This is a genomic window from Rhodothermales bacterium, assembly GCA_034439735.1.
Classification (GTDB): domain Bacteria; phylum Bacteroidota; class Rhodothermia; order Rhodothermales; family JAHQVL01; genus JAWKNW01.
In genome coordinates, this window is the sequence record JAWXAX010000158.1 from 1 (window position 1) to 11085 (window position 11085).

At 60.0% G+C, this 11085-nt stretch carries 14 protein-coding genes; 4 read left to right on the plus strand and 10 right to left on the minus strand.

From position 1 onward, the window contains the following. A partial coding sequence (locus tag SH809_12065; GenBank protein MDZ4700433.1) for an alkaline phosphatase family protein occupies positions 1-244 on the minus strand: 244 nt, incomplete at its 3' end. Positions 245-504: 260 nt separating this feature from the next. Here SH809_12065 and SH809_12070 point away from each other — a divergent pair. Further along, a complete protein-coding gene (locus SH809_12070; protein ID MDZ4700434.1) occupies positions 505-903 on the plus strand; it encodes a hypothetical protein in 399 nt (132 codons plus the stop codon). Between the two features lie 451 nt (positions 904-1354). Here the strand turns inward: SH809_12070 and SH809_12075 are convergent, their stop codons facing one another. The 3 genes from SH809_12075 to SH809_12085 form a co-directional block, all read right to left on the minus strand. Next, on the minus strand, positions 1355-2152 hold the full coding sequence (locus SH809_12075) for a sugar phosphate isomerase/epimerase (GenBank protein ID MDZ4700435.1): 798 nt from the start codon (positions 2150-2152) through the stop codon (positions 1355-1357). Positions 2153-2388: 236 nt separating this feature from the next. Further along, positions 2389-2853 (minus strand): GNAT family N-acetyltransferase, encoded by a 465-nt coding sequence (locus SH809_12080; protein MDZ4700436.1) that lies wholly within the window; start codon positions 2851-2853, stop codon positions 2389-2391. A 75-nt stretch (positions 2854-2928) separates the two neighbouring features. After that, the gene (locus SH809_12085) at positions 2929-3891 is read right to left on the minus strand and encodes a hypothetical protein (protein ID MDZ4700437.1); all 963 of its coding nucleotides are present in this window, start codon (positions 3889-3891) and stop codon (positions 2929-2931) included. A gap of 344 nt (positions 3892-4235) precedes the next feature. Between SH809_12085 and SH809_12090 the strand changes: the two genes are divergently transcribed. After that, a complete protein-coding gene (locus tag SH809_12090; GenBank protein MDZ4700438.1) occupies positions 4236-4439 on the plus strand; it encodes a hypothetical protein in 204 nt (67 codons plus the stop codon). Between the two features lie 158 nt (positions 4440-4597). Here SH809_12090 and SH809_12095 read toward each other — a convergent pair whose 3' ends face one another. From SH809_12095 to SH809_12115, 5 genes are all read right to left on the minus strand, one after another. Next, entirely contained in the window at positions 4598-5416 is an 819-nt protein-coding gene (locus SH809_12095; GenBank protein ID MDZ4700439.1) for a T9SS type A sorting domain-containing protein, read from the minus strand. Between the two features lie 238 nt (positions 5417-5654). Continuing rightward, positions 5655-5927, minus strand: coding sequence for a hypothetical protein (locus SH809_12100; GenBank protein MDZ4700440.1), 273 nt, complete (start codon positions 5925-5927; stop codon positions 5655-5657). A 48-nt stretch (positions 5928-5975) separates the two neighbouring features. Further along, a complete protein-coding gene (locus tag SH809_12105) occupies positions 5976-6308 on the minus strand; it encodes a DUF5615 family PIN-like protein (protein ID MDZ4700441.1) in 333 nt (110 codons plus the stop codon). Continuing rightward, positions 6305-6529 carry a DUF433 domain-containing protein gene (locus SH809_12110; GenBank protein ID MDZ4700442.1) on the minus strand — a complete coding sequence of 75 codons (225 nt, stop codon included), beginning with the start codon at positions 6527-6529 and terminating at the stop codon, positions 6305-6307. Before SH809_12110 ends, SH809_12105 begins: the two co-directional genes overlap by 4 nt. A gap of 68 nt (positions 6530-6597) precedes the next feature. Then, positions 6598-7869 carry an aminotransferase class V-fold PLP-dependent enzyme gene (locus SH809_12115; GenBank protein ID MDZ4700443.1) on the minus strand — a complete coding sequence of 424 codons (1272 nt, stop codon included), beginning with the start codon at positions 7867-7869 and terminating at the stop codon, positions 6598-6600. Between the two features lie 266 nt (positions 7870-8135). Between SH809_12115 and SH809_12120 the strand changes: the two genes are divergently transcribed. Both SH809_12120 and SH809_12125 read left to right on the plus strand, forming a co-directional pair. Beyond that, positions 8136-9404: an extracellular solute-binding protein gene (locus SH809_12120; GenBank protein MDZ4700444.1), complete on the plus strand. Its 1269-nt coding sequence runs from the start codon at positions 8136-8138 to the stop codon at positions 9402-9404. 247 nt (positions 9405-9651) lie between these two features. Beyond that, positions 9652-10506: a sugar phosphate isomerase/epimerase family protein gene (locus SH809_12125; GenBank protein ID MDZ4700445.1), complete on the plus strand. Its 855-nt coding sequence runs from the start codon at positions 9652-9654 to the stop codon at positions 10504-10506. Between the two features lie 188 nt (positions 10507-10694). Here the strand turns inward: SH809_12125 and SH809_12130 are convergent. Further along, a partial coding sequence (locus SH809_12130; protein ID MDZ4700446.1) for a GIY-YIG nuclease family protein occupies positions 10695-11085 on the minus strand: 391 nt, incomplete at its 5' end.

Sequence of the window (11085 nt, forward strand, 5' to 3'; positions counted from 1 at the left end):
GCGCCGGCGGGACGCCGGTGACGATGGCCGAGTTGTTCACGTTCGTGAACGACGGGAGCGCGCCGCGGATCATGCCGCGGTAGCCGCGGCGCTGCATGGCGTCCAGGTGCGGCATGCGGCCGTGGGCGAGGGAGACGGAGATGTATTCATCCGCGCTGCCGTCGATGCAGATGACGGCGAGCGGGCGCGCCGGCGGGGCGTAGTGCCGGCCGTTTATGTCGAAAGAACGGGTGGAGGGAGTCAACGGGTGGCCTCGCGGGAAGCGTTGGAAGTCTGTTTCATGCAAGATAGCTGTTGCACGCAACATAACATCCGCACTCTTCAAGAAACAAACGCGCCGGCCGACCTACAGAAAGTTCATTCGCCGGGCGGGCTCGTTATACTAGCGTTCGCGGCGGCTTCCCATGCGTTAAGATATGGTGATGATTTACCCCCCCGGTCTTGCATGGCCCCTGCCGGCGCACGAACTTACGCCATCTTTAACCATTCATCCCTCGATTCACCATGCATCGCTTCGTTACCACCCTCCTCCTGTTCGCGCTCGTCGCCACCGCCGGCTGCAGTGGTGCCAAAGAAGTCGCCAAAGAAGCCGCGAAAGCGCCCAACCCGCTGGTGGGCGACTGGACGTTCCAGATCGACAGTCCGCAGGGACCCTACGCCGGTACTATCGCGCTCACCGAAAACGAAGGCGGCTCGCTGGACGGTGTCCTGACTGGCGACTCCCTCCCCGGCGGCGTCGAAATGACCAACCTCGTGTTCGAGGACAACAAACTCATATTCAAGTTCGACAGCGGCGAATACGGCATCATCGACACGCAGGTGCTGGTGACGGGTAATGCGTTCGCCGGCACGATCAACGTCGGCGGCGTCGGCGATATGCCCATCCGCGGGTCGAAAAAATAAGGGTGACAGAGAGCCCGTAGGTCGGGTTAGGCCGCCCGCGTCATCCCCAAACATCGAGCACACCCTTTCCGCGGCCGTAACCCGACGCTTGTCCCGGGCCGGGCACCACACACCCTTTCCGCGGCCGTAACCCGACGCTTGTCCCGGGCCGGGCACCCCACACCCTTTCCGCGGCCGTAACCCGACGTTTGTCCCGGGCCGGGCACCCACACCCTTTCCGCGGCCGTAACCCGACGTTTGTCCCGGGCCGGGCGCCATGCCCAATCGCCCCATCGTTATTCGCTAATCCCGAATCGCTACTCGCCAATCAAGGAGGTCACTCCGCTGCCGCATCGGCTGGCGCCGCTGCGTACGGTCGTGATGACAGGGCGGGTTTTAATAACACCACTCGCCGCCACCCCCGAGCCCCCATCGCTATTCGCTAATCACGAATCGCTACTCGCTAATCACCTCACCCCTCCAGCATCCTCCTCACCCGCTCCAGACTGATCTCCGCGTTTTCCCGCAGCGGCTCGCAGTGGGTTTCGAGGGTGAGGTGGGCGAGGCCGGCAGGATCAGCCTCGCCGAGCCAGCCGAGGATATCCGGCCAGGGTGTGGCGCCGGCGCCGACCGCCACCCAGGGCTGGTCGGGGTTTTTGGGGGAGAAGTCTTTGACGTGCAGGTTGATGAGATAGGGCGCGAGGGTGTGGACGGCCTCGTCGTCGATCCGGCCGCCGCCCCACTGGAGGTTGGCGGGGTCCCAGTTGAGGTGGAGCGCGGGATGGTCGAGTTCGCGCAGGAGGGCGACAGCTTCGGCGGGGCGATCGACCCAGAACGCCGGCTCGTTTTCAATGGCCAAGTTGATCCCGGCCGCTTCCGCCATTTCCGCGGCACGCTCCAGCGCCCGCAGCACCCGGACGCGGTTGCGCGTTGACTCATCCGCTCCACACTCGAAGCCAAATAGGATAAGCGTCGGGGCCTCGAAGCGTTGGGCGAGGTCGAGGCTGCGAGGCAGGGTATCGTCCAGCTCACGGCGGAGCCGGTCGGTGTCCGCCACATTCCCCTTGAAGATGCCCGGCGAGACGGCCGTGATCGTCGCGCCGGCGGCAATCTCCGCCTCGACCCGCGCGATCTCCTCTTTCGTGAATCCCGGAAACCGAGCCTTCCCACCCTCGCGAAGCTCAAATAATGAAAGCCCCCAGGTTGCTGCCACGTCCAGGGCCTCATCGAGGGCGCGGGAGATTTCGTCGGTGACGATTCCGATGTTCATCGCAGAATGAAAAATGAAAAATGAAAAGCCCGTAACCCGGGAAACCTCCAATCAATCCGTAACCCGGGAATCCTTCAGTCAACCCGAACCCAGGTAAACATGCGGCAATCCGCAAATCGACGTGTCATCCCCACCCCGATGCGTCGCAACAGTTCCTCGGCAACACCTTGTCCTGAGCACCAGTCTGTCTTCCTGCCTGCACTGAGCGAAGCCGAAGTGAGCGTCAGCGAGGGACCCTAAAACGGCACCACCCGACCACCCGGCGCAACCCACTTCCACACCTCGCCATCCTCGGGGTGCTGGATGCTGCCGAGCAGCACAAACTCGAGCTTTCGGAGAATCGATGTTGAAGGACTTTCGGCCGGCAGCGTGTGGGCGACAAAACGAATCCCCCCGCTGTCAGCCGCTTCCGCCGCAAGCGCCATCAACGCGGCCGCCATCCGGGTGGCGACGCCTTTGCCTTCGTGGCCCGGGAAGGTGAAATACGCTATCTCGGCCTCCAACTCCACCGCCGGCCCCGCGAAGCCGCAGGTGCCCACGACCTGGCCGGCCTCGACCGCCACATACCCCGTCCACGGCCGGACAAAGCCTTTTCGGCTATAAAGCGCTACAGTCGCCGCCACGACATCGGGCAGCATCGGATGGGGCTCGGCGCCGGCCAGATCGACGGAGCCGTCGAGTTCGATGGGGTGGAGGTGCATATGCGTCAACGATGTTCGTAGCTCGTAGCCCGGGAATTCACCCGACAATCCGTGTAATACACACGCGAGCAAATCCTACATCGCTTCCATTGTTCTGATGCTTACCGCGTAGGCTCTCTGGGGATTATGAATGAGCAGTAGGTCAATCTCATCCTGACTAAAACCATGCTTCATCATGGCTGGAACCAGGTACACAAAAATATCAGTATATCCACGATAGTCGCCCCCATTTTCCTGTCCGACGCTATACCACCCCGAGTCATGCGAGATCAGTACCTTGTGAAGTAGATTTTCATCTTTCATCTTTATCAAGATAGGTACCAACCACTCAATTCCACCTGGCTTATCCACATTGTTATTATTCACGTTATCCAAGGAAATCCATGCTCCCTGGCTGGCAGCGTCAATATACCCATCCACCGTCCCCCCCTGCGCATGCGTCCAGACGAACGCGTCGGCAGATACGCCTTCTTCTTTCAGTATCTGCAGTTGAGCCAGTGCAGGACCATCCGCACCCGTATGGGAAACAATTGTCAACCCCGTTTCTTTATGCGTGATCGCCGCCGCCCTCACCAGATTTACATGCATCGACGACAAGGTATCTCCCCCATCCACCGCTATTTTGATAAAGCCCGGGTAAATGCCTGTCCCTTCAATTCCATTTTTAAATTCTTCAATCCATATCCTGGCAATCTCTTCCGGGCCGGCCTCTAAAGCAGATGGAGGAATAAACCGACTATTTCCTGCCCCATAATACCCTGTATTTGTAACGATGTTGATACCACTTTTTTCAGAAAGCTCTCGAAGTAATAGGGGATCTCGCCCGAGATACGCGGGGGTACATTCAAACAAAGTGTTTACTCCATTCTCTTTTGCTTCCAGTAAAAATGGAAGGGCCCGAGCAACTACTTCGGACCGTTCCCAGCGATGATATCCCGTACTGTCCGCTCCGATAAAATCCACCAGGACATGTTCATGAATTAAACTGACCCCCATTTCCCGTACGGGTATTTCACCATTCACGGTAATGAGGTTCACCTGGTTCGAAGGCGACGCGCAACTCGAAACCATCAAACATAGAAATAGAAGTACAAGTTGCTTCATCATCCTTATCACTTTCATGTCGGAATAAAATGCCCCGCGCCGCTGGGTCATAATCACTGGGGACATCAGGACCGGGCATCGGCTTGGTCGGTGTGAAACAGTTTAGCGTGGAATCCTTTTCTCCAGCTCAGCGATTCGCTGTCGCAAGCGGGCGTTCTCCAACTCCAAGTCGCGCACGGTTGGTGTACCCGAATTCCCTGGTTGAACGATCCGATCTTCCGTGAGGTAGACGCCGGAGAACATCGATGTCTTGACCGTGGCCTCGTGCAGGCGGCCTCGTGCAGGTTGCCCGATCGATCCCGATAGCGGACGTCATAAATACGATCACTTTTATCGCCGAACCAGCCCCGTCCGAACGGACTCCACCGCGATTCGAGCAGTTCGCCACCCTGGCTACCGATATACTCCTTCACCTGATTGCCGTCCATGCCGCCGGCGATCAGCCGGAGTGCGAGCATCACCACCAGCACCACAGCGAATAGCGTAATCGAATCCATGGGCCTTGAATCGGGTTGAGATGGATAGAGGGCCGGGCGCTGGCTAGAGCGCAACCTCTAGGGGATGAGGGAAGCCGGCCGAAACAAGGCTCGCAAAGACGATGTGCCGAACGCCGTGGATTGCCTTTGCCTTACACCAGACGTTACCTGGCGACCATAAACGTCTTGCTCCCCTGAATCTGTTCGTCGCGGCTGTAGGTTATCAGGTACATTCCCGGACTCAGCGAGGACACATCCAATTCGCATCTCCTCTCTTCACACACCAGCGGAGCGGCAACCGATCGCCCGAGCACATCGATGACTCTGGCGTCTATTCTATGTAGCCTATCCGGAAAAACCAGCGTAAGTCGCGTCGTCACGGGATTCGGATATACCACAACGGCCAGAGCCTCCGGGCTGTCTATTTCCTCCACACCAACCCGGATGCTGCGCGACCCGTACTCGGTATCGCCCACTTTGACATACGTGAATTCTATCGTACCACCCTCGCCATCACCGAACAAACCCAGACTGCCAATGCCATGATAAAAGACCGCACCGCCGGTCAACCCCGGCCCATAGGTTTTTACAGCATTAAACGGAGCAAAATCCGACCCGATCGCAAGCTGGAAATTCTCTTCCGTAGCATATCCTCCTCCCACCCACATACCTAATCCTTCACCACACTCATCGATGCTGTTGAAGTTGGTATCCAAACTACAGAACCCGACCTCATCACCCAACGCAGCGTCAAAATGCACGACATTGGCTTGTAGCGTGTCATACCGCAAATACTCCCACCACAGGGTATCTCGACGCTCCGCGCCCACTTCAAACTCGACAATGCGATAGGTCTGTCGGACAAAATAGCTCCGGTCGTTGATCATCGTGTCCGCCACGATCTCATGCAAGGTATACTCATCCATATCGCCACCGAACCAGACGCCGGGCATATGGACTTTCGTCTCCCAGATATTGCCCATTTCGAGTGGGTAATACCCTCTCCAATCGAGCGTGTCCTGTACAGGCTCGGTTTGGGCCTGCACCCCCTGGGATGCACGGATGGACAGGAGTAGGAGAGTACGATGGCGTTTTTCATCGAGGCTTGCCGGGCTAAATCGTGATCCCGCCCGTTGTTTCGCAAGAGATCTGTCGTCGGTGACGGACTGTTACAAAACATGTACAGCGCCGGCGATTATCGGTTTCGTCTGGTGAGAGCCCTCACCCCTTCACAATCCCCCCCACCGCCTCCGCCAGCCGATCCACCTCCTCTTCGCTGTTGAAGATGTGCGTCGACACCCGGAGCGCGTCCAACCCCTGCTCGGTCACGACGCGGCAGCGCATCTGGTGCTCGCTCAATAAAACCCGGAAAAGCTCGTCGTAGGGCAGTTTATCCAACTTAAACGTCGTAATGCCGGCCGACAGCGATGCGTCCTCGGGGGGCAACACCGTCACGCCGGGCAGTTCGCGGAGGTGCTGCTGGAGACGCCACATCAGCCCTGACCCTACGTGGCCACGCGCTCGTTCGCAGAACTTCCAAAGTCAGAATAAAATCAAGATGCTCTCCTGTTCACTCTGTGCCAGCTTCTCAATCTGATCGAAGTCCCGTCGCAGGAGTGCTTCGATGTCACGAGTCTTGCAATTTCCCCGGCGTATCCAGATTACTTTGGGAGGGAAACCGTGCATGAGACTGATCTCGTTGAAATCGGAATCCTTGCTCACGATCAGATAGCCGTTCTCGCGGGAATAGTGCCAGACAACGAGATCATCCGCCTCACCAAGACCCAATTCCGAAACATGAACCGAGCCCGAATACACGTCTGCCAGGCGACCGACCAGGCTCGGTGAGAGATTCTGATCGAAGAGCAGCTTCATGCAGAAACGGCTACAATGGCGCGTTCACGCTCAGCCGCATACTCCAGGCTGGCCAGAATATCCTCCTTCTCCAGATACGGAAAATCCGCAAGCACTTCCTCATAGGTCATGCCGGCGGCGAGGTAGCTTAGCACATCGTACACGGTAATGCGGAGCCCGCGGATGCAGGGCTTGCCGCCACGTTTGCCGGGCTCGAGGGTGATTCTGTCCTTGTAGCTCATGAGATCTGGCGTTGGTGCCGGGCTGTTAGAAAGCATGTACAGCGCCGACGATGATCGGTTTCGTCAGATCACCCCCTCGCAATCCCCCCCACCGCCTCTGCCAGCCGATCCACCTCCTCCTCGCTGTTGAAGACATGCGTCGACACCCGGAGCGCATCCAACCCCTGCTCGGTCACGACGCGGCAGCGCATCTTGTGCTCGCTCAATAAAACCCGGAAAAGCTCGTCGTAGGGCATTTTTTCCAGCTTAAACGTCGTGATGCCGGCCGACAGCGACGGGTCCTCGGGGGTGAGGACGGTTATGCCGGCCATCGCCCGCAACTGCCCCTGAAGCCGCAGCGCCAACCCCTGGCTGTAGGCGGCCACCCGATCCATCCCGATCGTCTCCATAAACTGCACGGCGGCCACCAGGCCGGCTACGCTCGTGGCATCCCGGGTGCCGGGTTCGTAGCGCTGGGCGGTTTTGTTATAATCGAAGGTGTCGGGCAGGGCGTACGCGCCGTCGTCGGAGTAAGCGCCGGCCTCGGTCGGGGCGACGTCGTCCAGCCGATCTTCCCGCACATACAACACGCCAGTGCCGTGGGTCGCGCCGAGCCATTTGTGGCCGCTCGTGGCGTACGAGTCGCACCCGATCTTCCCCAGATCAAACGGATACGCGCCGGCCGACTGCGCCCCATCGATGTGAAACCAGATCCCCCGATCCCGTACCAGCGCGGCGATGGCGTCGACGGGCATGCGGATCCCGGTCGGCGCGGTCGTGTGGCTTACCTGGATCACGCGGGTGCGCGGAGTGATCAGGGCCTCGATGCGTTCGAGGTTGCCGGCGGCGCTCGTCGGGTCCGGCTCGAAGATCCTCACCTTGATCCCCTGCTGCTTCTGCCGGCTCATCCACGGAATCGCCCCACCCGGGTGGGCGTGGGATTCGAAAATCACCTCGTCCCCGGGGCGCAGGAACGTCAGCCCCGAAGCGATGGTCGCGTTGCCCTCGGTGGCGTTGCGCATAAACGCGACCTCCTCGGGCTTCACGCCGAAGAACCGCGCCACGGGCGCGCGGGCCTCGACGATCCGGTTGTGGCCGTGTTCGGAGAGGCGCTGGAGCTGCATCATGAGGGAGGCGACGGCGTCCACCACCGGGTACGGCGCCGGCCCGAGGCCGCCGGTGTTAAAATAGACGCGGTCCCGCGTGAGCGGGTACTGCGCGCGGACGAGCTCCCAGTAGTCGTCCGCCGCGGGGTGAGGCGGCCAGGCGGCGCCGGCCGGCAACACCGCCGCCACGGAGGCGGCGCCAAGGCGCTTGAGGAATTCGCGGCGAGGGGTGGCCGGCTGTGGGCGAGGTGCCATATTCGAAGTTTTTCGTATCGTGTTGGCAGAGGTAAAAAAGCATTGTCATCGTGAGCCGCCACGGATGAACATCCGTGGCGTGTCGAACGACCTACAGGCCGACCGTGAAAGGCTTTGACTGAAGGCCTCACGGTCAGCCGGGAGGTCGTTCGACACGCCCGAGTTTTACAACCCGGGCGGCTCACGATGACAATGAAATAAAGCTCCCGCCCCAAATTCTCCTGCCCATCCAGTATACCCACACTCCCCGCAACACCACAACCCGCATGAGGCTTTCCCACATCCTGTTCCTGCTCGTGCTCCTCGCCGGCTGCCGGCCGGACCGGACGGCCAGCGACGACGGCCGCACGCCGATCCGCCTCTTTCTGTTGCTCATCAACAGCGGCCAGGTGGCGTTTTTCGACTGGGCCGAGCAGGAGTACGAAGCGCGGCACCCGGACATCGACCTCATCATCGAGCAATTCCCGGGCACGTCGCTCAAGGACTACGAGATCAAGCTCCGCCTCCGCTACGCCAGCGGGCAGGCGCCGGACATCTGGTCGCTGCGCGAAAACGAGCTGACGACGTTTGTCGACTACGGCCTCGTGCGGCCGGCGCCCGATTACATCGCCGAAATCGTCGACACCCAGAGCATCAACGACCTTATCCGCCAGGCGCCGGTCTACAACGACACGCTCTACGGCATCGTCCACCACGCCGGCTGGACGATGCTCTATTACAACCGCGCGCACTTCCTTGAGGCCGGCCTGGACCCCGACCGCCCGCCCCGCACTTGGGCCGAGGTGCTCGACTACGCCGACCGCCTCACCGTCCGCCGGCCAGACGGCTCCCTCGAACGCGTGGGGTTCTCCCTCCGGAAAGTCGGCTACAAACCGGGCACCGCCGAGAAATGGCTGTCGTTTTTTTACTCTGCCGGCGGCGTCCCCTTCAACGAAGACGGGACCGACAGTTACTTCGACAGCGACGCCGGCCGGGCCGCCTTCAAGTTTTATCGGGATGTCCTGGATCGAGGCTACGACAGCGTCGAGTTCGAGGGCGACCAGCGGGGCTTCGGCCAGGGCCGCGTGTCGATGTTTATCCGGGAGGATCATGTGATCGACTGGGTGCTCCAGAATTACCCGGAGCTCGACTACGGCGTCGGCCACATCCCGACCCTCGACACGACCTTTACGTCCTACTCCTCCGGCGGCGCATTCCCGTTTGTAGTCAGCAACCAGTCCGCCTACCCGGACGCCGCCTGGCGCTTTCTGGAATTCCTGTTCGAGCACGACGTCTACCTCCGCTACATCGAACTTGTCCGCGCCCAGCCCAACTACCTCTCCGTCGCCCAATTGCCCCGGTACTGGGACGATCCGTACCTCAGTGTCTACCGCACCCAACCTGTCCGCGTCCCCCCCAAGTTTTCGCACGACAAGTACTCGCTGGAGCGGATCGGAGAATACGTCGAGCGCTTCAGCTACGGCCGCATCGGGCTCGATGAGACGTTGCGGCGGATGAATGAGGAGATTGATGGACAGCTGGTGATTAGCGAGTAATGAGTAGCGATTAGCGATGTATGGGCGTTTGTGGCTGGGTGCGTTCAAAAATGTCATCTCGACCGAAAGCCCGATTTATCGGGCCGCAGTGGAGAGACCTCCTGATTCAGGCCAGAGCCATCCTTGGGGAGGTCTCTCCGCTCCAACGCCGGCAAGCCGGCGTTTCCGGTCGAGATGACATTATTTTTTGGAGTGCCTTCGCTCGAGATGACCATTGAGAAGCATTCTGTACAACCCTTCACCTCCAATGACACTATCAGGCATCGCCGACGAAGCCGGCGCCGACCTCGCCACCCAGATCCGGGCCCATCGGGCGCTCGGGTGGGGATATATCGACCTCCGAAATATCGACGGTGCACAGTTTACGACGCTGGACGACGCGGCGTTTGAGGCCGCGTGCGAGGAGTTGACTGCGGGCGGACTGAAGGTATCCAGCTTCGCCTCGGGCATCGCGAACTGGGCGTGTAGGATCGACGACCCGTTTGAGCAATCGATCACCACCCTCCAGCAAGCCATCCCCCGGATGCACCGCCTCGGGTGCCGCTTCATCCGCACCATGAGTTACCCCAACGCCGGCCTGGCGGACGACGCCTGGCGCGACGAGGCCGTGCGTCGGATGAAAATTCTCGGGGCGATGGCGGCGGACGCCGGCATAATCATCACCGTCGAAAACTGCGACGGCTGGGCCAGCACCTCGCCCGCGAACTACGCCCGGTTTTTCGAACGGGTGGATTCGCCGGAGGTGAAGGCCGTGTACGACACCGGCAACCCGGCCTCGCACGGGCACACCAACACCTGGGACTGGTACCTCGCCGCGAAACCGCACATCGCCTACATCCACATCAAAGACCACACGGGGCCGCTGGGCAACAACCGAGGCGAACACGTGATGGCCGGCGAAGGGATCGGGTGTGTGGAAGAGACGCTACGCGACCTCGCGGCCGGCGGCTACAACGGGTTTGTGTCCATCGAGCCTCATCTAAAAAGTGTCATACACGAGGGCCGCGCGATCACAGAGGCCGAGGCAGCTTTTGAGACGTATGTGGCGTACGGCCGGCGGGTAGCGGAGCTCGTCCAGATCAGCAGCAACCTGTCTTCCTGAGCGACAGCGAAGGACCCTAAACCGGCAAAAATATTGCCCTGGCAGAAGTTGACCAGCCGGCACGATCCCGAAAACCTTCACTATCCTTTTGCCGCCTGCCGCTCGAAGCCCCTTCGCTGACGCTCTGGGTGACAGGAGGTTTGGGCGAAGACCAGTGCAACTCGAAATTTCTGAGCGAAACACACGGCTCACCATCTTGCACTCAGATCATCCCATTTCGGGTTGGACGCTTCAATCAGGGCAATTTTTCGCGCCCGTCGCCACCCTTTGATGCGCTTCTCTTGTTCTAGTGCCTCGTGCACGCTATGAAACGTGTCGAGATAAACGAGCCTGTGAATCCGGTAGCGCGATGTGAAAGCAGGCCATTGTCCGTGCTTGTGCTCCCAAACCCGGCGTTCCAGATCGTTTGTCACGCCCGTGTAAAGCGTTCGTGATAAACTGGCCATGATGTATACGTAGTAGGATCGCATAGGGGCTTTTTCTCTTCTAGACAAGAAAAGCCGCTGCGGCATACCCTCGCTCAGGGTGACAGGAGGTGCATTACCCTCTGGCGTTTTGCCAACCGACGCCGTATCGTGA

What these genes read in the sequence shown, in the direction of transcription:
- SH809_12070 (MDZ4700434.1), top strand. Translation starts at nt 505, where the DNA reads ATGCATCGCTTCGTTACCACCCTCCTCCTGTTCGCGCTCGTCGCCACC.
- SH809_12075 (MDZ4700435.1), bottom strand. Translation starts at nt 2,152, where the DNA reads ATGAACATCGGAATCGTCACCGACGAAATCTCCCGCGCCCTCGATGAG.
- SH809_12080 (MDZ4700436.1), bottom strand. Translation starts at nt 2,853, where the DNA reads ATGCACCTCCACCCCATCGAACTCGACGGCTCCGTCGATCTGGCCGGC.
- SH809_12095 (MDZ4700439.1), bottom strand. Translation starts at nt 5,416, where the DNA reads ATGGGCAATATCTGGGAGACGAAAGTCCATATGCCCGGCGTCTGGTTC.
- SH809_12100 (MDZ4700440.1), bottom strand. Translation starts at nt 5,927, where the DNA reads ATGTGGCGTCTCCAGCAGCACCTCCGCGAACTGCCCGGCGTGACGGTG.
- SH809_12105 (MDZ4700441.1), bottom strand. Translation starts at nt 6,308, where the DNA reads ATGAAGCTGCTCTTCGATCAGAATCTCTCACCGAGCCTGGTCGGTCGC.
- SH809_12110 (MDZ4700442.1), bottom strand. Translation starts at nt 6,529, where the DNA reads ATGAGCTACAAGGACAGAATCACCCTCGAGCCCGGCAAACGTGGCGGC.
- SH809_12115 (MDZ4700443.1), bottom strand. Translation starts at nt 7,869, where the DNA reads ATGGCACCTCGCCCACAGCCGGCCACCCCTCGCCGCGAATTCCTCAAG.
- SH809_12120 (MDZ4700444.1), top strand. Translation starts at nt 8,136, where the DNA reads ATGAGGCTTTCCCACATCCTGTTCCTGCTCGTGCTCCTCGCCGGCTGC.
- SH809_12125 (MDZ4700445.1), top strand. Translation starts at nt 9,652, where the DNA reads ATGACACTATCAGGCATCGCCGACGAAGCCGGCGCCGACCTCGCCACC.